Origin of the sequence: Lactobacillus helsingborgensis, from assembly GCF_000970855.1 — a bacterium.
Lineage (GTDB): Bacteria > Bacillota > Bacilli > Lactobacillales > Lactobacillaceae > Lactobacillus > Lactobacillus helsingborgensis.
Map to the genome: position 1 here is coordinate 677,796 of NZ_KQ034046.1, position 22,259 is coordinate 700,054.

Below are 22,259 nucleotides of genomic sequence, written 5' to 3' on the forward strand. Positions count from 1 at the left end.
GCCAAAAAATTACTCACCTTGAATTCCAAGGTGAGTTTTTCTTTCTTTTAAAATTGATTGCATTTCAAAAAAATGTGAGTTACTATGGTTATTTAGTTAGCTTGCTAACTAAATTTTAGGAGGAATTTGAATGCAAAGAAAATTAGATGCAAAACTAATTTGTTCAATTTTTGCAGCTGGATTAATGTCTTTTTCAGGTGTGTTAATTGAAACTGCAGGAAACGTTACATTTCCTGTTTTAATGAATGATTTTCACGTCAATATGGCAACAGTACAATGGATGACAACAGGCTACTTACTGGTTGCTTCCATCATTATGCCGCTATCCGCGTACTTGAAAAGGAATTTTAGTTCACGTAAGCTTTTTGTAACCGCGGCAGTCTTATTCATTTGTGGTTTATTAATTGATGCTGTTGCAAATCAATTTATCTTTTTGGTTCTTGGTCGTGTTATTCAGGGAGCAGGAGCCGGTATAGCAATTCCATTAATGTTCAATATTATTTTGGAAAGAACACCGTTAGATAAGATAGGTTTACTCATGGGAATAGGAACAATGATCACAGCTGTGGCGCCCGCTTTAGGACCCACATTTGGTGGTTTAGTCGTTAACACTTTAGGTTGGCGCTATATCTTTATTTTCATTATTCCCGTCATGATCATTTCTTTAATCATGGGTCTAACATCTATTACTGGTGAAACTGGACAAGTTAAACACACGAAACTCGATGTAGTTGGCTTTATAAGTATTGCTTTAACTTTTATCGGATTAATTTTTGCTTTTAGTAACTTGTCAACTATTTTACAGAAACCATTAATGTTTATTAGCCCTTTAGTTATCGGTATTATCAGCCTTATGGTTTTTATTAAGCACTCACTTAATACATCCAACCCTTTAATTAATATTCGTGTCTTTAAGAAGACTAAATTTACGCAAGGTATTACAGCTTATTTTATATTTCAAGTAAATACTTTGGGTCTGTCCTTTATTCTGCCAAATTATGTGCAAATTGTTAACCACTCCACTGCAATGACAGCAGGTCTATTACTGCTCACTGGGGGACTTGTAGGAGCAATTATGTCACCTATTAGTGGTAGACTCCTTGATAACTATGGTGCACAAAAGCCAATTATGACTGGGGCAGTTTTTGAAATTATTGGTGGCCTACTATACTGCATTTTTGCTTCTTCACTCACTTCTGGTAAAATAATTTTGTTTTATGCTATTACAATGTTAGGGATCGGACTAGTTATGGGTGATACGATGACAGCTTCGATTGGCCAATTGGCAGAAAGTGAAAATACAGATGGTAACGGCTTGTTCAATATGGCACAGCAATTTGCAGGTGCTGTGGGAACTGCAATTATTTCCGCAATTATGCAGTTTGTTGAACAAACGAGCAGCCAAACTTCTGTTACAGGAAAATATATTGCTGCTGCTCAAGTTGGCTTTATTTTTATTCTAATGATTGTTCTTATTGGTGTATACTTACTGTATGCGGCAACGAAACCAGTAAAAACAAAGGAATAAAATAATGAACAGACTCGGATTGGCCTTGCAGCGTGTACAAAATACTTTTAATCGTAATGCCGATTATTATGCTAGAAAAATTGGCTTGACGGGTACACAGATGCTGATTATTGAATATTTAGCTTCATTTGCGCAGAATAAGTCAATTTATCAAAAAGATATTGAGCATGAATTTAACATCAGGAAATCGACTGCTACTAATGTTTTACGTTTAATGGAAAACAAAGGCTTGATCTATAAGAAAGTAGATCAACGTGATACACGACTAAAGGCAATTCTACTGACTGATAAAGCGATTAAACTCGAAGGAAAAATAACTAATTATTTTATTAGCTCTGAAAATAGTTATGCTGCAATACTTGGGGCAGACACAAAAAAAGAACTAATTGAAAACTTGCAAAAATTAAATAAAGCAATTTCAGAAAATTAGTTGAAACATAAAAAAACTAGTTATTGGATTAAACCAATAACTAGTTTTTTTTAATTATCTTTCATAATTGGGTGCATTCTTAGTAATTTGGACGTCATGAGGATGAGACTCACGTAATCCAGCATTAGTAATTTTAACAAATTGAGCATTTTCACGCAGATCGTTTATTGTAGCAGCGCCTACATAACCCATACCTGAACGCAGTCCACCTATAATTTGGAAGACAATATCAGAAACATCGCCTTTGTATTCTACTCGAGCTTCAACACCTTCAGGCACTAATTTATTAGCCTCATTAACACCACCTTGGAAATAGCGGTCAGAAGAACCATGCGCTTGTGCCATTGCACCAACCGAGCCCATACCACGATATGTCTTATATTTACGACCATTGCTCTCAAAAATTTCTCCGGGAGCTTCGGTAGTGCCTGAAAGCATACTACCTAGCATAACAGCGTTGCCGCCAGCAGCTAATGCTTTAACAATATCACCTGAATATTTCATGCCACCGTCAGCAATAATTGGTTTATCGTATTCCCGTGCAGCTGTAGCCGCGTCATAGATGGCAGTAATCTGCGGTACGCCAACACCGGCTACTACGCGGGTTGTGCAGATAGAGCCGGGGCCAATACCCACTTTCACGATATCCACACCAGCATCAAAAAGTGCTCTGGTAGCATCGCCTGTGGCAACATTACCAGCAATTAACGTAATATTAGGAAAATGATCGCGAATTTCTTTAATTTTGCGCAAGACTCCAGCGGAATGACCATGGGCAGTATCAATTACGATCGCATCTGCACCTTTTTCAAGGAGCGCTTCGGCTCTTTCGAAGGTATCGCTAGTAACACCAATGGCTGCCGCTACTAGTAGTCTATTGTCGTCATCAACTGCAGCTTTAGTAATGTTAGCGGGAACAACAACATTTTTAACATTGGCAACTTCACCAGCTTGGGCACTAATCGACATATTTTTGTGAATAACGCCCAGACCACCTTGTAGTGCAATGGCAATAGCCATTGCACCCTCGGTGACAGTATCCATGCCGGCACTTATTAGAGGGATGTTAAGCTTAAGATTTGGTGCCAATTGTGTGTGTAAATTAACTTCATTTGGCAAAACGTGACTTTCTGCTGGAATTAATAACACATCATCAAAAGTTAAACCCTCTTTAACAAATTTGGTTGTCCAATTTGACATTTAATGCACACTCCTTTTTGAAAAATAATAGATAAATTGATTACACTTTACTAGTGATTTAGTTCCGGGTCAAGTCGAAAATTGTTTTTTTTCAAAAAAAGCTTCAAAAATTTTTGCAATTTAATACGAACAATTAATTATTTATTAAAAATTATGTATGTGATTAATTAGAGATAAAAATATTTAAGCTTTAAAATATAGGGCTAATATTTGTAAGTAAAAAATAAAGTTCGGCTATTATAACTAGGTAAGAAAATACTGGGATAATTCACTTAAAGTAAAACTTATACTTAGAAAGAAAATAGCTAATACTTACTGCGAAATAAAAATAAGTAAAAATAGCGCATTGTAATTACTTGGAAAAAACATTAAATATAATTTAAAAATAACGGAAGACATGGTAAAATTTACCTAGTGTTGCTGATTTAAAATCTTTTTTAAAAGTTTAAATTAATGACATTTCCTAATTAAGTATTATGATTTATGTTCAAACAAAAGCAATTTTATTGAAAAAATTCTTGAAATTGCTTTTTTGTGCTAACTATTTATCCATAAAGAGGTAAATCATGGGTAAGAATGCAATTGAAGTACATAATCTTTCCAAAGAATATGTTATTAATAGCAGGGGAGAAAACTGGGCAGCAGTGGCTAAGAATATTTTTAAGCCACAAAAGTCTGTAGTTAAAGCCGTACAGTCGCTCAATTTTGAAATTAAGAGTGGAGAAAAAGTGGGCTTTATTGGCAAAAATGGTGCTGGGAAAACTACGACGATTAAGATGCTAACTGGTACCTTGTTTCCTTCATCTGGTTACTGTAAAGTGAACGGCTATAATCCGGTTGAAAGGACTAACGATTTTAAAAAATCAATTTCAGTGGTAATGGGCAACAGATCGCAACTTTTTCCAGATCTAACCCCGCGGGATTATTTAGAGTTGCTCCAGACCATGTACGACATTCCTGAAAGTGTTTTTGCGAAAACCGTCGCCAACTTAGCGCGTATTCTCAATGTTACTGAAAAACTAGATCTGCAGACTAGGAAATTATCTTTAGGTGAACGCATGAAAATTGAATTTTTAGCAGGGGTAGCCACTAGGCCTAAAGTGCTTTTCCTAGATGAGCCAACAATCGGTTTAGATGTCATAGCCAAAAGGGATATTCGCAAGTTTTTAGTATCATTAAACAAAGAGGAAAACCTAACGGTTTTTCTAACCTCTCATGACATGGAAGATATTGCCAGTATTTGTGATCATTTGATTATTGTTGACCGCGGGAAAATAATCTGGGACGGTCAAAAACAGGAGCTATTAAATAAATTTAGCAATAATAAATATATTAGCTTTATAAAATCTGAGTCTTTTAATGAAACTAATATCAAAGCTAAAATAATTGATCAAGATGATGTCACAACTACAATTAAAGTTCCTGCACAAAAAGTTGATCATGTGATAGCACAATTAGCTCAAAACAACCAAGGCACAGATTATCAAATAAACGATCTCAAACTGGAAGATATTATCTTGGAATTGTTTGCTGAGGAAAATTAAAATGCTAAAAACATATTTATCTATCGGCAAAATTTCTCTGAAGTCGATCTTGGCTAATAAAAGCAGTGTGGTGATTTTGCTTTTGCAAGCACTTGTGCCTAGTCTAGTCATGTTTTATTTATGGTCTCTAATTTTAGATCAGGGACAAACAATTGGTGGCTTTAGCAAAAATCAGATTGTGATCTACTATATAGGTGTCAATTTTATTAATTCATTTGTATGGTACGCAGTAGATTGGGAACTAAATGATGATATTCATTCAGGAGAACTGTCTAATATCATTCATCGACCCATAGCAATTGAAAAGTATTACTTCGCTAAAATGCTTGGTGATCGACTGGCAAATTTGCTTTTACTTTTGCCAATTCTTGTAATTGGTTTCTTGTACATTCTGTTAAATAATTTGTTGCATGTTTCGCTAATGGTTTTGGTCGAATTTGCTGTTAGCATAGTATTATCTGCAATTTTGTGGTTTTTATTTTCATATATCGTTGGTAGTGTGGCTTATTGGTTTGATAATCTCTTTTTTGTTTTACTTGTGAAAGAGGTAGTGGTGAACCTACTTGCTGGTTTTTACTTTCCGCTGGAAATTTTACCGTCCTTTTTAGTAAAAATAACTAAGTGTTTGCCATTTCAGTATTTTAGCTCTTTTCCGATTGATACTCTGGTCAAAGGCTTTTCCTTAGCAAATTGGGGTAAAAATACCTTGGTAGAGCTTATTTGGGCAGCTGTATTTTATCTGATGGTGCAAATAGTTAATAAGAAAGGGCTTCAGAGATATTCTGATGTAATGGGTTAAACGATGAGAAATAAACTTAAGTTAATCAGGTCTTTGGTAAAAATTGCTCTTTTGGAAACTGTGAGTTTCAGATTAGACACACTCTTTGGTATTATTTCATCAGTTCTGTGGTTAGGTATTCCCATTGCTTTTTTTAAGGTGATTTATTTAAGCGTTGACACAATTGGCGGCTGGACATACAAAGAATGTTTATTGCTCGTTGGTGTTTACACTATGCTTGATGGCTTTTTAATGGCTTTCTTGGTTAAATCCATGCCCAAAATGGAAAATGATATTAGGGAGGGAACACTTGATTCCGTCCTGTTAAAACCAATCAATACTAAATTATATTATTTCTTTAGTGCTATTGAGTTTACGCAGCTGGTAAACTCCTTCTTAGGCTTAGTCGTAATTATTTATGCTTGTCAAAATATCAAGATCACATTAGTGCAATTACTTTGTTTTATATTTTCATGTATCTGTGGGTGCATTCTTTACTATTCATTATGGTATTTATGGACGATTTCGGCTTTTTGGTTTCCTACTAATTTTGGCAGGAACGATTTGTTTTTAAGTATGATCCAAATGAGCAGATATCCAGCCAGTATTTACCGCGGAGTAGGCAATATTATTTTTAATTTTATTCTTCCTTTTGGCCTGGTAGCTTGTCCTGCAACAATAATTTTGTTGCAGGCTCAAGATTGGCAACTTTTGTTATTACAATTATTAATGGCAATTATCTTTATTTTTTTGGATCACGTTGTTTGGAATTTGGGCTTGAAAAAATATAATGGTGCCGGCAGATAGACCACGTAGTTATTTTTTTATTTGCTAAAAGCTTGCGTAGCGGCAGGTAATTTCTTTAAAATGGTCTATTAGTTTTAATAAAAAGGTTTGGGGATTAAATAGAAAATGAAAGATGAAGTACTCTCAATTAATTTAGCAAGTGCAACAGTAAAACAAGCGCAATATAACTTAGATCGGCATGGACTTTCGGTACCCGCTTTTTTGCAATTAATGCTGTCATTAGCTGCAGAAGACAATATAAAGCTGGAACATGTATTAAATGAAGAAAAAGATTTGGCAAAATGGTTGCAGAGCCTCAATGCTGATTAGATAGTTTTTTCTTCACTGACAAAAGCCAGTGCTTTTTTTGAGCATTAATGTTTACAATTGTAAATTAACCATCTATACTAATTATAGTTTACAGATGTAGACACTAACTTAAAGAAGAAAAAAGGAGAAATTATCATGGATAAAATCATTATTTTAGCTTTAGGACTTGCACTCATTGCTTTTATTGCATGGTGGTTCTTCGGCAAACATGATGTGGCGGCAGCAAATGCGCAAGTTAATGCCAATCAACAAAGTGTTGACATTGAAGTCAAGGGTGGATATTCACCTGAAAGAGTTGTTTTAAAAAAGGGCATACCAGCTACTTTAAACTTTAAGAGGACAGACTCATCCAATTGTCTGGACCATGTTGTCTTTTCTGATTTTGGTATTAATCAAAAGCTGCCTCAAGGTAAAGTAGAACAAATTAAAATAGATACTTCCAAGCCTGGTGAATATGACTGGGAATGCAGTATGAATATGTTTCATGGCAAAGTGATTGTTAAATAAGCGTAGGTAAAGAAATGAAGATAACAACACGCTTTTGGACGTCACTGATACTTTCATTGCCAATGCTGCTGGAAATGATCATTCACCCGTTTACAGGTTGGATGCTGCCAGGCGGCAAATGGACCATGCTGATTTTTACTACAATTATTATGCTCATTTCTGCAGGGCCGTTTGTTTCCAGTGCATGGTCGGCTTTTAAGAAACATCATTCTAATATGGATACACTGGTAGCCTTAGGAACTTCAATTACTTATGTTTATAGCATTTATGCGATGTTTACGGGCAAACCGGTTTTCTTTGAAAGTGCTGCTTTTGTAATTACCTTTGTTTTACTCGGCCAGGTCTTGGAAGAAAAAATGCGTGCTACAGCTTCAGATGCAATGGGCAAACTATTAAACTTGGGTGCTAAGGATGCCTTAGTTAAGCGTGGCAATGAATTTGTCAGTATTCCAATAACTAAAGTTGTTAAGGGCGACTTGATACAAGTTATGCCTGGGCAAAAAGTTCCTGTCGACGGTAAGATAGTTTCGGGAAATTCAAATATTGATGAGTCAATGGTTACGGGTGAAAGTTTACCAGTTAAAAAAGCCCAAGGAGATCAGGTAATTGGTGCGACGATTAATCAAACTGGATCTTTTGTGATGGAAGCACAAAAGGTAGGCAATGATACTATGTTGGCCCAAATTATTGATATTGTGAAAAAGGCGCAAAATAGTCATGCACCAATTCAAAAGTTGACTGACAAAGTTGCAAATATCTTTGTTCCTACCGTCTTAATTATTGCTATCGTGACTTTTCTGGTTTGGTTTATTATTCTAGGCAAAAATGTCGCTACTGCTTTAGTTTTTGCGGTAGCAGTGATGGTGATTGCCTGTCCTTGTGCCTTAGGTTTGGCTACACCCACCGCTTTAATGGTGGGCACGGGCCGTGGTGCTAAAATGGGCATTTTAATCAAAAACGGAGAAATTTTAGAAGCTGCGAATAATATAGATACCATTGTTTTTGATAAAACCGGTACTATTACTAAGGGAAAGCCCCAAGTAACAGATATTGTAGGTGATCAAAAAAGCGTTTTACAACTTGCTGCTAGTTTGGAAAAACTTTCTGAGCACCCTCTTGCACCCGCCATTTTGGCTGCTGCGAAAAAAGAAGATATTACTCTGAAACCAGTAGCAAACTTTACTGTAATTGAAGGGCAGGGCGTAAGTGGCACTGTTTCTGGCAGTAAAATTTTAGTTGGGAGTCCAAAAAATCAGAGTGAAATTGAGTTTTCTGCGGAGTTTAAGACTGAAATTATAAAATTGCAAAATGAGGCAAAGACTGTAATAGCGGTTGCTCAAGATGAAAGAGTAATTGGCCTAATTGCAATTCAAGATGCTCCCAAAGAAAATGCTAAACAGGCAATAAGTGACTTGCACCAATTAGGGTTGAAAACCGTAATGCTGACAGGTGATAATCAGCAGGTAGCTGATGCAATAGCTGGGCAAGTTGGTATTGATCAAGTAATAGCTGAAGTTTTACCGGTTGATAAAGCAGATGCTATTAAAAACCTGCAGAAAAAGCATCATGTGGCTTTTGTGGGTGATGGCATCAATGATGCGCCGGCTTTGACCCAAGCAGATGTTGGTATTGCCATGGGTTCCGGTACCGATGTCGCAATAGATGCAGGTGGTATTGTGCTAATTAAAAACGATCTTGAAGACGTTGTGCGGGCTTTGAAGCTTAGCCGTAAGACTTTTAACAGGATAAAGTTAAATCTGTTTTGGGCTTTCATTTATAACGTTTTAGGTATACCGGTTGCAGCTGGTGTGTTTGCTGGCGTTGGTCTTACTCTTAGTCCAGAAATAGCTGGCCTAGCTATGGCATTTAGTTCACTATCAGTTGTAATTAGTTCAGTTTTATTAGGCAAAGCTAAAATATAGGATTTAAAAAAAGGGCGGTTGAAAATATTCAACCGCTCTTTTTTACTGTGTAAGCCTTAATAATGATGTTTTCCTTTAGCTAAAACAGGCTTGATTTGAAAAATATAAGCTATAATGCCAATTATAAGCCAAATGAAGGTAATAAATACACTATAAGTTAGGTTAGCATCACCTGTTTTGATATAAGTAACTGGTTCTGAAAAGGGGAATAAAAAAGAAATTGCTTTTAACCAATCAGGATAAGCTGAAATTACAACTAGCACTCCTGAGACTAATTCGGCTATACTACTGATAATATTCTCTAAAAAATAGGGATCATTCATTTGCCAGGAAATAGCCCAAGATACAAAACCTAAAGCGCAACCATAAAGACATAAAAGTGGCAGCATGAGTAAAGCTCGTCCAATAATGACTAAGGGCGCACCTACTAAGTACAAGAGAAAAAGGTTAATTAGTGCTAAAGTGCTGCCTATAATAAGGGCAACAATGCACTTAGTAAGCCAATATCTGAAACTGAAAGGTTTTTTGGCAATTAATTCAAAGTCAATTCTTAAATTAGCATCGTTAATCACAGCTGAACAAAATGTTTCAAGAGTAAGTACAGCTGCAGATATTGCAATTGAACTAAGTGCAACTCCCCAATCAAATTGATTAGAATATTGCATATTGATTAATACTAACAGGGCCAAACTAATCATTGGTGTAATGAAAAAGTAAGTCAGTTTTGTCCGCCAATTATTCAGAAATGAAAGGCCCGAGAACTGTGTAGCAAACATTAGATAATTTTCAGAGCTCCTTTCCTTCTTACCAGGTCGTTAATTTTTCTGACAATAACCACAATTAATACAATCCAAAGAAGTAAACTGCAGAAATAAGAAGACCAGTTGAGACTTTTATTATGGGATAAAGCAGCAATTGGTGCCGTGATTGGAATAAACCATTGTGATACGTTGGTTAATGGCTCTAAAACGGTATCATTGCCGAATAATCCTGCTAATAATAATATGGGGGTTCCGATTAAGCTCTCATAGACCATTGCATTTGGTGACAGGGTTAGAAAAGATGAAATTAAGATGCCCATTACTGCACAACCGACCCACATTAGCAAAATTAATAAAATAATGTAAAGAGAAACTGTACCAGTAGCTGCTCCTAAAATTTTTGCCAGAATAAATGCAATCGGAAACGAAAACAGGCCATAGCTGGATGCAGGCAAAAGCAAGGTAATTAACGAAGCTCTTTCATCATACTGGCTGTTTAATAAATATGGCAGCGTTCCTTTGTAACGTTCAAAACTGATGCAACCGGCAACGGTTGTACAAGAAGTCCACATTCCAAAAATACCGCTTTGGAGCCATATTTGTGTATTATCCAAATTATGTGTAGCGTACGCCATAATATATTGCATTAAAAAAATAGAAGTAGTACTTGTAATTGTCAACCAGACAAAATATTGATCTGAAAGATAGTCTTTAACATGAAAGAGGAAAAGACGAATAAAACGCATTTTTATTTCCTCCTTAATTTAGGCGCTAAAGCTAAGTAGGCTTCTTCTAAATTTTTAGGTTTTTGGTTTATTTCTTTTTCAGCTAAGCCAAAAACAGCATTAATGGTGCCGGTAAAAAATACTTTTCCTGCACCTAAAATAACTACCCGTTTAGCCAATTTTTCAACTTCGGACATAGTATGACTGGTTAATAAAATACTAATACCCGACTCAGACAGATTTTTAATTGTATTCTGCACACTCTGTGCAATTTCAACATCAAGACCACTTGTGGGTTCATCCAAGAGCAATAGATTAGGATTATTGAGCAAAGAGCGTGCTATATGCAGTCTTTGCGTCATTCCTTTAGAAAATTCTCCCACTTTTTTATTGGCAACATTCAGAAGGTCAACAATTGACAGAACACGTTCGATTTCTTTATTCTGCTTGCGGAAGGGAACCTTAGCCAAGTCCGCAAAAAATTGTAAATTTTGCTTGGCTGTAGCGTTACGGTAAAAACCTAAATCACCACCAAAAGAAACGCCAATGTTTGGTCTCTTTCGTGCAGTGGTAATATCTTGACCATTCAAAATCACACGGCCGGAAGTAGGAATTAAATAACCGCCAATGATTGAGACAATAGTAGTTTTTCCAGCACCATTAGGACCTAAAAGCGCCAGTATCTCTCCTTGGTCAATTGTAAAAGAAACATCATCTAAAGCTTGAAATTCCTGCTTTTTATCCTTATAGGTTTCTTTTAAATGTTTAACTTGTAAAATATTATTCAATTTTTTCTCCAATATTAATTTGTAGTAACTTTATCATTTAAAAAGGAAGGATGATAAATATTTCGTATACAGGTTAATTTGAAGATCTTTTCATGAACATTAAATCTAATAAAATAATTATAGCATAATTTTAGTTTAATTTAATATTTTTATAAAGAAATAAAAATAATGCTCTTGGTCAAAAGAGCATTACAATTTAATCCACTGACTTTAAAGCTTCCAGCATGTCCAAATTCTTAAGTTTTCTATTCACGATAAAGCCTAAAACAATAGTGATTATGCCGATAACTCCCAGTGGCCAAAGAAAACTAGACGTTGATAATGCCGGATTAAACATGACATTATCAGGTGGAACAACATAAAGAATGTAGCGATAGAGCAAATCACCAGTCAAATAGCCTACCAAAATACCAATTACTGTTAACAAAATGGTTTCACGGTAGATATACATGGTAACTTCATTATTATAGAAACCCAAAACTTTAATAGTTGAAAGCTCACGTATTCTTTCAGCAATGTTGATATTAGTTAAATTATATTGGATAACGATTGCTAGCAGACCTGCAACTACTATTAAAACAAGCATAATCAAGTTTAAAGATTGCACTACAACGTCTAATTCTTGGCTAACTGCTGTATTTTGGACAACTCCTGCCACGCCGTTTAGTGCCATAAATTGTGCGGCCATTTTTCTCGTGTTCTTGCGACTCGAATTCTTTAAATTAACCAGATAGGCATTAGATTTGAAATTACGTTTAAAGACTCGCTGGTATTCTGTTTTGTTCATGAAAACAAAATGCCCCATATACATCTCTGTGATACCAGCTACTTTCATTTTTCTGACGTGGTTATCTTTATCTGTGATTGAGATATAGCCGCCTTCACTCACATTAAGCAGGGTAGAAAGGCGCTCAGAAATGATTACGCCTTTATTACTTAAATGAAGGGTCTGTTTTGTTTTGCGGTTATTTAAATGAACATAATCCTTTAAGACTTTGCCGGAAGAAGGTGCAATTAACGTGATATCTTGAGTGTCACCAGTTTTGCCGGCAGTTTTAGACAAAGACTCATAATAAATAGGGGTTTCCGACTTAATGCTGCCAGCTTGTAATTTCTTACTTAAACTTTTTTCTTGCTGATCTGAAATGCCAGGTTTTTCTGCCACAATCATGTTGTAGTGAATAAGATCTTTGAATTGCCTGTTATTCATATTAGTGATCGAATTTTTAACTGCAAATCCGGCAAATAGCATTGTAGCGGCACCACAAACGCCAAAAATTGTCATTAACATGCGCTTCTTATACCTAAAAATGTTACGTGCAGTAACCTTATGGGTAAAGCTAAGATGGTTCCAAATAAAAGGAATTTTTTCCAGTAGAATTGTAGAACCGGCTGCTGGCGGCTTTGGCAATAGCAGTGCAGCTGGTTTTTCCCTAAATTCATTCTTAGCAGTCAAGTAAGCAGGTAAAACTGAACTGATCCAGGATAATAAAAGCGCGATTAAACTAATTTGCCAATGAAAGTGTAATTCGATTGGTGGGATCGTGATAGATTTATAATAGGCATGATAAACAATCTGGGGCATCAAAGTATGACCTAAATAAACGCCCAAAATAGTCCCGATAGTACCGGAAATAAAGCCGTAAGCAATAAATTTATTGATAATGACATAATCGTCATAGCCCAACGCTTTCATTGTACCGGAGTTAATTCTTTCCTCATCAATAAAGCGGTTCATGGTGGTAAAGGTAACGAGAGCAGCAACAAAGTAGAGAAAAATCGGGAACACTTTAGCCAGATCTTCTACCACTTGTGCAACAGTTGTGTACACTAGATTTCCTTCACCACCCGGAACTTCACGCCTGTTATATACGCTATAATTTGGTAGCTCTAGCTTTTTTAACTTACTCTTTATATTATTGATCTTATTTTTACCAGCTGTTATTTTCTTGGTGGCAACGGCCGATTGATGAGAAAATTGCCTTTTTTCTTGCTGCAGCTTTTGTTCGCCTGCAGCAATTTCTTGTTGAGCTTGTTCAAGCTGCATTCTGGCAGTGGCTGGTAAATTTGTACCTGCGTTTTTTACCTGTGCTATTTGTGTATTTAGTTTAGCCTTCTGGGTTGCTAACTGTTTTTCAGCTGCATTAATTTGTTGATTTGCATCTTTTATTTTTTGCTCGGCACGTTGGATTTTCTTTTCCTGAGGAGCTAATTTTTCTTGCGCAGAATTTAAAATTCTTTGTTTTCTTTGATGAGCACTATTTTTAAGAACGTTTTGCAAATCTTTTTTATGTTTTTTGACATTACTGGTGTAAGTTTTACCGTATGAATCAAGTCCGCGTAAATCTTTATATCTTAAATTGGCAGTGGTGTAAACTGTATGGTCAAATGCCTTGGGGCTAACTACAGCATATCCTTTAAGTTCACCTGTACCACTATTACTTTGGCCTAAATTAACGTTGGATAAAATTTGGCTTGAGCGCACGAAACCTGTGATCTTAAAGCTTTTACGTTTTAGTAATGTGGTCCCTAAAATATTTTTCTTTTCAGTGAAACTGATTTTTTGCCCAATTTTGTAGCGGGAAGAATAGTGATCGGCCAAAGCAATTTCATTTTGCTTGGCAGGTAAATAACCTTGGCGCACTTCATATTTACCTACTAATTTTGGCTCTGAAAAAATGCGAAAACTTTCATGGCTATGTTTGATAACCGTATCTGTCATATAGCCAAATTCAACGTCTTGCAGACCCTTAGTTTGCTTAATTTTTTGAGTATCCTTGTGATCCAGACCATAGTTGCAAATAACAGTTAAATCAGCCGTATTTAATTTTTGCGCATAATGATTCCCAGTATCACGCATGTCGGGACCAGTGACCATCAAGCCCACTAGGGCAAATGCACCAATCATCATCAAGCCCATGATTGATATGAATTGCCCCTTAGTATGTTTAATTGACCGCCAAAAATCTTTTAAAATTACGTTATTCATGATCAAACCTTTTCTACCATTTTATATTAGCGACATCTTCTGGATGCTGGTTTGTATCAATCTGGGTAACTTGACCGTCATGAAAATGGATCACACGATTAGCTAGGGGAGCTAAAGCACTGTTGTGCGTAACTATTACGACTGTTGTTTTGTTATTGTGGCTCATGTTAATGATGGTCTGTAAAACGCTCTTACCAGTCTGATAATCAAGGGCTCCGGTTGGTTCATCACAAAGCAAAATTTTAGGATTCTTCGCAATTGCACGAGCAATCGCTACTCTTTGTTGCTCGCCACCGGAAAGTTCAGCTGGGAAATTATTAATCCGGTTTTTAAGTCCAACATCAATCAGTGTTTCTACAGGGTCAAGTGCGTCAGGAACTATTTCTGATGCTAGTTCAACATTTTCTCTTGCCGTCAAATTTTGAATAAGATTATAAAATTGAAACACAAAACCGATGTCGCTGCGCCGATAACCAGTTAGTTCGCGCTTATTATATTTAGCAATATTTTTACCATCAATTATTACATCACCAGAGGTATTGTTATCCATTCCGCCTAGGATATTTAAAATAGTAGATTTTCCCGCACCGGAGGCACCTAAAATGATGGCTAATTCACCTTTTTCAACAGTAAAACTTACATCGTTGTTGGCTAATATTTCAGTATCACCAGTTTGATAACGTTTATAGTTGTGTCGTACATCAATATAACTCATGAAAACAGGTCCTTATTAAATCTTTTTCTTCTTTATAGTTATTTTAGTCTAGGTAGCTTTCTAATACTTGCAAAACGCCCATATCATTATTAGAAGGTGCTTCGTATTTAGCAATTTTTTTAAGTTCCTCATGACCATTTTTCATAGCATAACTAAATCCTGCCAGTTCAATCATTTCACGATCATTAAGCCCATCCCCAAAAGCAATTAATTCAGAAGGCTTAACATTGAAATAACGCAAAAAATATTTAATGCCTTGCCCTTTATTAACTCTGCTGGGCATTACATCAATATTATTAAAGCCACTGGTTGTACAATGAATTCTTTCAGCATTTGTTTGGTTAAACTTTCTTTCCAGCTCGCGAGCAAGTTCCGCCGAACATTCAAGAGTTAATTTGGTCAAGCTATCGCTGGTAGGAATATCTACCAAGCTGCCAATTTCATCCACATCGGGATAAAAATAATGCATAGAATTTTTAAAATAACGTGGAGCTTTCTTACTGATATATGATTTGTTCAGACCACTTGCAGCAATCCGAATTTGCGGATAATTATTTTGAATAAAACTAATAAGCTTTATGCCAGTTTTATAAGTAAAAACATGCCGTACAATAATTTTATTATCTTTGGTCAAAATTGAACCGTTATCAGCCACTATGTCGATCCGATCCAAAAAATCATAAAAATCCTGCCGTAAACGCGATAGGGGTCTGCCACTTGAAACAATAAAATGAACGTGGTTTTGCCGTAATTTAGTTAGGACTTTTTCGAATCTTTGATGATCGAAATTTTTTTCATCATTTTCAAATGTGCCATCCATATCAACAGCTACTGCTTTAAAAGGAATATTATTCATTGAACTCTCCTTAACTTGTTATTCTAATACTATTATATAGTAGAAACTTTAATATTTTAACTGGTCCACTTGAATTAACGACCAGTATTTTTATTTTTAGAAGCTAAAGAAAAACCTGCGAAACCAAAATGATTTCGCAGGCTGATAAACTACAATATTTATTTATTAATTTGTACAGGCTTTTTTCTACCAACAAGCCAGCATAAGAGAATTGCCAAAACTGTTTCTAAGACAATCAAAGCAATATTCATTCCGATTTTAACTTGTCCCAAGCTAACTGCTGCATTATTGAATAAAGAATTCTTTTCACCCAGATAGAGATCAAATATGATTGAACCAATTATGAGGACAAACATTACGCTCCATTGTCTGCGACTAAACGCAATGCCATATTCTTCTTCACGGCGTCTAATACTTGGCAAAATTACTCCCAGCCCAATTAAGACAATAATAGCAATGATATTGATGATTAATTCATACCACCAATAACCACTGAATTTTTTAATATCTTGTGGTGCAATACCTAAAATAGTGGCTGCGGCAGTAACTATTAATAAGAACAGACCAGCTAAATATGCCAATTTGTCATTCTTGATAAAGACATAGTCTGAAGTAAATTTGGCGGAATTCTTTCTAATTTGCATGAAAGAGAAGAAGATCCAGCAAGTAACTCCCGGTGAAATAATACCATTCAGGTTTAACAGCCAATTGAAGATATCATTCATATCTGGTAAAAAGATTCCTAAAAGCATAATGAAAGCTGAAAGAGAAACGGTTAAAACGTAGCCGTTAATCGGCAGACCGTTTTTGTCTTTTTTCTGTAAGAATTTAGGCATGTACTTGTCGCCAGTATCTGAAATTAACATTCTGGTCATTGCGTCAAGTAATACGGCTAACAATGCGGCGTTATAAAAGACAGAAGTCCACGCCCAAACATAAAGTAAAGTTTTGCCCATACCATATTGGTGTCCTACCATGTCAAAAACGTAATAGGCGCCATTCATCTTTAAGTCGTTTGGAATGTGATAACTATTAAAATAAATTCCCAGTGCAAATGAACCAAAAACTGTCAGAAAAATAGTCATGATTGCTAAGGCAACCATTGCTTTAGGAAAATCAGATTTTGGTTTTTTCATTTTCGTAACGTAAGGAGCTACCAGCTCACAACCATTTAAAGCATAAATAAGCATTGCAATGGTAGTCCAGTAATGCATATCAAACTTGGGAATCAGTGTGCGCCAAGTGAATGGCTGCGTTGCCATATGTCCACCAGACTTTGCTAAACCGACGAAAGCCAAGAAAACAAACATTAAGGTCATGATCAACATTAAGCCACCGCCAATAGTTGACAATACTTCCATTGAATGTGAAAAGTAATGCTCGATGATGATAAAAATGATGAACATGGCAAATGTCATTAAAGCAAATTTAGTGTTAGAAATTTGACTCTGAAACTTTTCAGAACCCGTTAAAGCCCAGCCAATATCAACTATAATTTCGTTAGCTGAATCAACAGCATAAGGAATAGAGGCAGCCCAATAAGTCCAGGCTGTAAAGTAGCCCAAAAATTCCCCGTTGGTTCCACGAACCCAAGATGAAAGACCGCCGCCTTCACTGTTAAAAACGGAACCAAGTTGACCTACCATTAATGAATAGGGGATGACATAGAATAAACACATGATAACCCATGAGGTAACAACCGGCATTCCTTGGTTTTGAAAGTTGTACATGATATCGTCTAAGCCGATCACAGTACAAAAGGCCATGAGTGTTAATATTGGCCAAGAAATATATTTTTTATTTGAATTTATTTCCTCCACTAAAGTTCTCTCCTTTGAAAATTAACTAATGTTTTTATTTTACTAATTAAATAAAAAGTTGACTAGTAGCAAAGTAAACTATTTTAAAGAAAACGAATTCAGAAAAATTTTAAAAATTTGTTGGGGATGATTGCTAGTATTGAAATTTATAGCTTCATGCGGTAAGATAATATCGTTAATACGCTATCAAAAGAAAGAAGGATTCTTAAATGTCAGGACATTCAAAATGGCATAATATTCAAGGCCGCAAGAATGCGCAAGACGCAAAGAGGGGTAAAATTTTCCAAAAATTATCTCGTGAAATTTATATGGCTGCAAAGAATGGTGGTCCTGACCCTTCCGGAAATCCTAATTTGCGTATGGTAATGGATAAGGCCCATGCAAATAACATGCCTAAATCTAATATTGATCGTGCCATTAAAAAGGCTGAAGGAAATTCAGACGAGCATTATGATGAAATTACTTATGAAGGCTATGCTCCAGGTGGTGTAGCAATATTTGTTGAAGCATTAACCGATAACAAAAATCGAACTGCTTCCGCAGTCAGAGTTGCATTTACTCGTAACGGTGGCTCATTAGGCGCAACTGGTTCTGTTGCCTATATGTTTAATCGTCGTGGTTATATCGTGATAGACCGTTCTACCACTGATGCTGATGAAGACCAGATGTTGCTTGATGTAATGGATGCAGGTGGCGATGACTTGCAAACAAGCGATGATGCTTACGAAATTTACACCGATCCCAAACAATTTGCACAAGTACGTGATGCGCTTGAAAAGGACGGATATAAGCTGGCTAATGCTGAGCTGACGATGATTCCTGCAAATACAACACCTGTTCCAGATGATAAAAAAGAACAATTTGATCATTTGGTAGATGCTCTCGAAGATGATGAAGATGTTCAAAATGTATATACAGCGGCAGCTGAGGAAGATTAAATAAAATCTTATTTGATTAGTTCTCTAGAATTGATTAGTCAATTCTAGAGAATTTTTTTACTTAATTTTTGGAAGTTTTTGTTTTTTCCGCACGATCTTCTTCCATAATAAAGCGAAGCATGTTGACATATTTTTCAGGAACGTGTTGACCTTCATATAATAACTGGGCATTTTTATCAGCTATATCTAGGCAGTCTTTTTTATTACTGCTTTCTTCTTGACCTAATAAATAATCAGTAGAAACATGCAATTGTCGAGCTACTTTGGTCAAAGATTGCGTGGAGGGTTTGATAGTTTTCCACCTATAAATACTATTTTCACCAATTTGAGCTTTTCTAGCAAGTTCTTTAATAGACATGCCATGTTTTTTAGCGGTAACAAAAATACGCGAATATACATTCATTTAAATTCTTCCTTAAAAAAGTATCACAAATGATTGCTTCAATTCTTGACCGCTATCAAATATGGTAATATAATAAAACCATCCACATAGTGGTCGGCACGATTTTTATCATCGTGTTAACTAATTTAGCAGTCTGCGTTCAACATCGACTACTTTTTTATATACTTATATAGTATCACTTGTGGTAGTAGAAAAAGCAATATTAAATATTGTAATAAAAAGGAACGGGAGGTCAGTAGTAGCCTAAATAAGATATGTTAAATTAAAATGTTCATATTTAATAATATCTGGGCCAAATAAAAAATTTTTAATAGTTTTTACTTCTTTGTTAATGATATATACAAAGAGACAAAATAGCAATAAAAAATGTTTTATTGCAATGTATTGATTAGCAATCACAACTAATGAATTTTTACATATTCTTTTTACCTAGCATATAATTTTTGAATTGTAACAATTCTAATAGTTGGCTTAAGCTGTAATCAAGTTTATTTGATTACAACTTAGATTGCTAATCAATATTTTATCAAAAAATATTATATATGTATTTATTATAGCTAAAATTAATCAGTCTCTTTTTTATAATACTTATAACAGTAGATAATAAGGTGAAAATTTGAGAATAAAAAGACATTAAGATGTTATTTTCAGTTAAAACTAATAATAAAAAGTAGACTTTTAAAGATTAATAAATAATTTGCTATGAGGATGAATTAAAAGTTGGGAATAACTTTATTTCACTCTTGATAATGCTTAAATAGTGCTTTTAATAAAAAATTATATGCGAAATGCAGTACCTAATATTATTATGCGAAATTGATAATTGAGACTGCAAAAATAGACTTGAACCTGACAGAGTTTCTTTCCTTAACTAAGTAAAAGCTAATAGTAATTTTAATTTGAGAATAAAAATTATTACTTTTTGGCTTAATTATGCTTACCTCTAAAATTATTAAATAGAAAAGGGAGTGATGCCAATAAGTTCCAACCTTAAATATCAACTCATTATCTGTGAAGATCTAATTTTATTATTCTTAGTGTTTATTCATATAATAAAAATTTTTCTATCTAAATAAGTATGTTTTTAAAATCGCAGTAAGAATCGGTATTTAATGGATTAAAGCAACACGAAAGTGTTGCTTTTTGTATGAAATAAAAAATAGAAATTGAGCTGCTGAATATATAATAATTTGTGTTAGCCCCAAAAACATTTTAATTTTAGAAAAATCTTTTGTTTTTTTGCGTAATTATCAGTGTCAGCAAAAAGAAGGGGGCATTTATGAGGATTAAAGACGCTGTCAATAATTTAATTGAGGAAGCAATAACTAAGCATGCAAGTGATATTTTCTTTTTATTGCGAGAAAATAATTTACTAGTCAATTTACGCACAATGAAAGGGATAACAAAGCAGACCCAATATTCAGTAAATGAAGGAAAGGAATTAATCAATTTTTTAAAGTTTGCCGCGCAAATGGATATTGCTGAACATCGTAGACCACAAGTAGGTGCTTTTGAGTATGAATTTCAAGCTAAAACTTACTTTCTTCGCTTATCAAGTATTGGAGACTTTAACGACTGCGAGTCCTTAGTTATTAGAATTATCTATCAAATTGATAGGAGTAGGTACTTTTTTAACAGCCAGATTGACCAGTTGAAAGCTTTAACTGAAAAAAGGGGACTGCTAATTACCAGTGGTCCGACAGGATCAGGTAAAACTACAACAATGTATAACTTGGCCAAAATAGCTGGTCAAAATAAAGTAGTAATGACAATTGAAGATCCGGTGGAAATTCATGAAGCAAGCTTTATCCAAACTCAAGTGAACTTAACTGCGGATATTACTTACTCTAGACTACTCGAAGCAGCATTAAGGCATAGACCTGATATTTTGATTATAGGTGAAATTAGGAATGCTATCACGGCAAGATTAGCTGTTGATGCTGCATTAAGCGGTCATCTTGTTTTAGCTACGGTTCATGCTAAGAGTACTTTGCAAACAATTTCAAGACTTGAAAGTTTAAATATCAGCACTGCAGATCTGTTTAACTGTCTGACGGGCGTTAGTTATCAACGGCTTTTACCGACCACCGACGGCTTTTCCTGCTTAATGGATATTGCTAGTGGTCCAGAACTTCAGGCAGACATCAATATGGCTAAGAGAGGCAATTATGTCAATTGGCACCAGAATTTAACCCAGCTGCAAAAGAGAGGAAAAATTAGTGCGCAAGTATGTAACCAATATCAGGAAGGATAAGTTAAATAATAAAGAACGGTTAGAATTTCTGGAATATCTTCAAAACAGTTTGGCAAACGGTTTTTCACTAAATGCCAGTCTGGAAATGATGCCGATAATATGGCCAAAACGCAAAGATTTATTTGAGCAGTTGAATAAGCAGATTCAAGCAGGTAAAAAGTTAAGTACCGAAATGTTAAATTTGGGCTTTTCCAAAACAATTGCGACACAGATTGAATTATCTCTAGAACAGGGAAATTTGATTGATTGCTTGACACAAATTGCAACGTTAAATCGTTTGAAAAATGAGCAAGTAAAGAAATTAAAATCTGAAATGACTTATCCATTTGTTTTAGTAATGATGATGATTTTTCTGTTGCTATTTATGCAAACTTTTGTATCTAATCAATTTGCCGAAACAGAAGAGCATACAGGGGACATCATGCTTTTATTATTACTAATATTATGCATGATTATACTTTATTTTATGAGTAAAATAATGCTTTTATTAAAAAGACAGGATTATAGTGCTTTAGTTAAGCTTTCGCACTTTCTTCTTGTTGGTCCTCTAATCAAAATATACGTGAAATATATTTTGATTTATGACGTAGGACTACTATTGGCTAGTGGCTTTTCTCTGCAAAAAATCTGTGATTATGCTGTTTCACAACTTGAGGGTTCTTTGCAACATCATGTTGGATTAAAAGTAAGTAAACAGCTGGCTAAAGGAATGAGTCCAACTGAAATCATTAAAAAGGAGCAATTTTTACCAAATGAACTAATTTTGTTAATAGAAGCAGGTTCAACGAAAGAGGATTTAAGCAAAAGATTTTTGCTGTTAGGTAGGGCGCTTTTTAATGATTTAGCACAGGACATTGAGAAGTTGATTGTTAACGTGCAACCAGTTTGTTTCATTTTGATTGGCTTATGTATTGTTGGCATGTATTTAAAACTATTACTACCAATTTATGCCATGATGCAATCAATTTAAGATATTGAATTAGGA

20 protein-coding genes are annotated in these 22,259 nt (G+C 35.1%); 11 read left to right on the forward strand and 9 right to left on the reverse strand.

Annotated elements, in window-relative coordinates; genetic code table 11:
* Positions 1-130 precede the first annotated feature (130 nt).
* On the forward strand, positions 131-1,528 hold the full coding sequence (locus JF73_RS03305; RefSeq protein ID WP_046326957.1) for a DHA2 family efflux MFS transporter permease subunit: 1,398 nt from the start codon (positions 131-133) through the stop codon (positions 1,526-1,528).
* 4 nt (positions 1,529-1,532) lie between these two features.
* Positions 1,533-1,958: a MarR family winged helix-turn-helix transcriptional regulator gene (locus tag JF73_RS03310; RefSeq protein ID WP_046326958.1), complete on the forward strand. Its 426-nt coding sequence runs from the start codon at positions 1,533-1,535 to the stop codon at positions 1,956-1,958.
* Positions 1,959-2,012: 54 nt separating this feature from the next.
* Here JF73_RS03310 and guaB read toward each other — a convergent pair whose 3' ends face one another.
* Positions 2,013-3,158 carry an IMP dehydrogenase gene (gene guaB, locus JF73_RS03315; protein WP_046326959.1) on the reverse strand — a complete coding sequence of 382 codons (1,146 nt, stop codon included), beginning with the start codon at positions 3,156-3,158 and terminating at the stop codon, positions 2,013-2,015.
* Between the two features lie 566 nt (positions 3,159-3,724).
* On the opposite strand from guaB, the gene JF73_RS03320 reads away from it, so the two are divergent.
* The 6 genes from JF73_RS03320 to JF73_RS03345 all read left to right on the forward strand — a co-directional run bounded on the left by JF73_RS03320 (position 3,725) and on the right by JF73_RS03345 (position 9,025).
* Positions 3,725-4,702 (forward strand): ABC transporter ATP-binding protein, encoded by a 978-nt coding sequence (locus tag JF73_RS03320; protein ID WP_046326960.1) that lies wholly within the window; start codon positions 3,725-3,727, stop codon positions 4,700-4,702.
* 1 nt (position 4,703) lies between these two features.
* Positions 4,704-5,501 carry an ABC transporter permease gene (locus JF73_RS09505; RefSeq protein WP_052727769.1) on the forward strand — a complete coding sequence of 266 codons (798 nt, stop codon included), beginning with the start codon at positions 4,704-4,706 and terminating at the stop codon, positions 5,499-5,501.
* A gap of 3 nt (positions 5,502-5,504) precedes the next feature.
* Entirely contained in the window at positions 5,505-6,287 is a 783-nt protein-coding gene (locus tag JF73_RS03330) for an ABC transporter permease (protein ID WP_046326961.1), read from the forward strand.
* A 105-nt stretch (positions 6,288-6,392) separates the two neighbouring features.
* Positions 6,393-6,596 (forward strand): hypothetical protein, encoded by a 204-nt coding sequence (locus tag JF73_RS03335; protein WP_038522038.1) that lies wholly within the window; start codon positions 6,393-6,395, stop codon positions 6,594-6,596.
* Positions 6,597-6,731: 135 nt separating this feature from the next.
* Entirely contained in the window at positions 6,732-7,103 is a 372-nt protein-coding gene (locus tag JF73_RS03340; protein ID WP_046326962.1) for a cupredoxin domain-containing protein, read from the forward strand.
* A gap of 14 nt (positions 7,104-7,117) precedes the next feature.
* Positions 7,118-9,025: a copper-translocating P-type ATPase gene (locus JF73_RS03345; RefSeq protein ID WP_046326963.1), complete on the forward strand. Its 1,908-nt coding sequence runs from the start codon at positions 7,118-7,120 to the stop codon at positions 9,023-9,025.
* A gap of 56 nt (positions 9,026-9,081) precedes the next feature.
* Here the strand turns inward: JF73_RS03345 and JF73_RS03350 are convergent, their stop codons facing one another.
* The 7 genes from JF73_RS03350 to JF73_RS03380 form a co-directional block, all read right to left on the reverse strand.
* Positions 9,082-9,801, reverse strand: coding sequence for a hypothetical protein (locus tag JF73_RS03350; protein ID WP_046326964.1), 720 nt, complete (start codon positions 9,799-9,801; stop codon positions 9,082-9,084).
* Entirely contained in the window at positions 9,801-10,532 is a 732-nt protein-coding gene (locus JF73_RS03355; protein ID WP_046326965.1) for a multidrug ABC transporter permease, read from the reverse strand. Before JF73_RS03355 ends, JF73_RS03350 begins: the two co-directional genes overlap by 1 nt.
* Before the next feature lie 2 nt (positions 10,533-10,534).
* Positions 10,535-11,299: an ABC transporter ATP-binding protein gene (locus JF73_RS03360; protein ID WP_046326966.1), complete on the reverse strand. Its 765-nt coding sequence runs from the start codon at positions 11,297-11,299 to the stop codon at positions 10,535-10,537.
* 196 nt (positions 11,300-11,495) lie between these two features.
* Positions 11,496-14,288, reverse strand: coding sequence for an FtsX-like permease family protein (locus JF73_RS03365; RefSeq protein ID WP_046326967.1), 2,793 nt, complete (start codon positions 14,286-14,288; stop codon positions 11,496-11,498).
* Positions 14,289-14,301: 13 nt separating this feature from the next.
* Entirely contained in the window at positions 14,302-15,003 is a 702-nt protein-coding gene (locus JF73_RS03370) for an ABC transporter ATP-binding protein (RefSeq protein WP_046326968.1), read from the reverse strand.
* Between the two features lie 43 nt (positions 15,004-15,046).
* The gene (locus JF73_RS03375; RefSeq protein ID WP_046326969.1) at positions 15,047-15,859 is read right to left on the reverse strand and encodes a Cof-type HAD-IIB family hydrolase; all 813 of its coding nucleotides are present in this window, start codon (positions 15,857-15,859) and stop codon (positions 15,047-15,049) included.
* A 158-nt stretch (positions 15,860-16,017) separates the two neighbouring features.
* Positions 16,018-17,625, reverse strand: a complete 1,608-nt coding sequence (locus JF73_RS03380; RefSeq protein WP_222711688.1) for an APC family permease — start codon at positions 17,623-17,625, stop codon at positions 16,018-16,020.
* A 263-nt stretch (positions 17,626-17,888) separates the two neighbouring features.
* Between JF73_RS03380 and JF73_RS03385 the strand changes: the two genes are divergently transcribed.
* The gene (locus JF73_RS03385) at positions 17,889-18,617 is read left to right on the forward strand and encodes a YebC/PmpR family DNA-binding transcriptional regulator (RefSeq protein ID WP_046326971.1); all 729 of its coding nucleotides are present in this window, start codon (positions 17,889-17,891) and stop codon (positions 18,615-18,617) included.
* 61 nt (positions 18,618-18,678) lie between these two features.
* Here JF73_RS03385 and JF73_RS03390 read toward each other — a convergent pair whose 3' ends face one another.
* On the reverse strand, positions 18,679-19,020 hold the full coding sequence (locus JF73_RS03390) for a helix-turn-helix domain-containing protein (protein ID WP_046326972.1): 342 nt from the start codon (positions 19,018-19,020) through the stop codon (positions 18,679-18,681).
* A gap of 1,279 nt (positions 19,021-20,299) precedes the next feature.
* On the opposite strand from JF73_RS03390, the gene comGA reads away from it, so the two are divergent.
* Both comGA and JF73_RS03400 read left to right on the forward strand, forming a co-directional pair.
* On the forward strand, positions 20,300-21,274 hold the full coding sequence (gene comGA, locus JF73_RS03395) for a competence type IV pilus ATPase ComGA (protein ID WP_046326973.1): 975 nt from the start codon (positions 20,300-20,302) through the stop codon (positions 21,272-21,274).
* Complete coding sequence (locus JF73_RS03400) at positions 21,240-22,244, forward strand: type II secretion system F family protein (protein WP_046326974.1); 1,005 nt, start codon at positions 21,240-21,242, stop codon at positions 22,242-22,244. Before comGA ends, JF73_RS03400 begins: the two co-directional genes overlap by 35 nt.
* The last annotated feature ends 15 nt before the right edge of the window (positions 22,245-22,259 follow it).

What these genes read in the sequence shown, in the direction of transcription:
- JF73_RS03320 (WP_046326960.1), top strand. Translation starts at nt 3,725, where the DNA reads ATGGGTAAGAATGCAATTGAAGTACATAATCTTTCCAAAGAATATGTT.
- JF73_RS03310 (WP_046326958.1), top strand. Translation starts at nt 1,533, where the DNA reads ATGAACAGACTCGGATTGGCCTTGCAGCGTGTACAAAATACTTTTAAT.
- JF73_RS03365 (WP_046326967.1), bottom strand. Translation starts at nt 14,288, where the DNA reads ATGAATAACGTAATTTTAAAAGATTTTTGGCGGTCAATTAAACATACT.
- JF73_RS03305 (WP_046326957.1), top strand. Translation starts at nt 131, where the DNA reads ATGCAAAGAAAATTAGATGCAAAACTAATTTGTTCAATTTTTGCAGCT.
- JF73_RS03340 (WP_046326962.1), top strand. Translation starts at nt 6,732, where the DNA reads ATGGATAAAATCATTATTTTAGCTTTAGGACTTGCACTCATTGCTTTT.
- comGA (WP_046326973.1), top strand. Translation starts at nt 20,300, where the DNA reads ATGAGGATTAAAGACGCTGTCAATAATTTAATTGAGGAAGCAATAACT.
- JF73_RS03345 (WP_046326963.1), top strand. Translation starts at nt 7,118, where the DNA reads ATGAAGATAACAACACGCTTTTGGACGTCACTGATACTTTCATTGCCA.
- guaB (WP_046326959.1), bottom strand. Translation starts at nt 3,158, where the DNA reads ATGTCAAATTGGACAACCAAATTTGTTAAAGAGGGTTTAACTTTTGAT.
- JF73_RS03335 (WP_038522038.1), top strand. Translation starts at nt 6,393, where the DNA reads ATGAAAGATGAAGTACTCTCAATTAATTTAGCAAGTGCAACAGTAAAA.
- JF73_RS03355 (WP_046326965.1), bottom strand. Translation starts at nt 10,532, where the DNA reads ATGCGTTTTATTCGTCTTTTCCTCTTTCATGTTAAAGACTATCTTTCA.
- JF73_RS03385 (WP_046326971.1), top strand. Translation starts at nt 17,889, where the DNA reads ATGTCAGGACATTCAAAATGGCATAATATTCAAGGCCGCAAGAATGCG.
- JF73_RS03330 (WP_046326961.1), top strand. Translation starts at nt 5,505, where the DNA reads ATGAGAAATAAACTTAAGTTAATCAGGTCTTTGGTAAAAATTGCTCTT.
- JF73_RS03350 (WP_046326964.1), bottom strand. Translation starts at nt 9,801, where the DNA reads ATGTTTGCTACACAGTTCTCGGGCCTTTCATTTCTGAATAATTGGCGG.
- JF73_RS03375 (WP_046326969.1), bottom strand. Translation starts at nt 15,859, where the DNA reads ATGAATAATATTCCTTTTAAAGCAGTAGCTGTTGATATGGATGGCACA.
- JF73_RS03380 (WP_222711688.1), bottom strand. Translation starts at nt 17,625, where the DNA reads ATGGCCTTTTGTACTGTGATCGGCTTAGACGATATCATGTACAACTTT.
- JF73_RS09505 (WP_052727769.1), top strand. Translation starts at nt 4,704, where the DNA reads ATGCTAAAAACATATTTATCTATCGGCAAAATTTCTCTGAAGTCGATC.
- JF73_RS03390 (WP_046326972.1), bottom strand. Translation starts at nt 19,020, where the DNA reads ATGAATGTATATTCGCGTATTTTTGTTACCGCTAAAAAACATGGCATG.
- JF73_RS03370 (WP_046326968.1), bottom strand. Translation starts at nt 15,003, where the DNA reads ATGAGTTATATTGATGTACGACACAACTATAAACGTTATCAAACTGGT.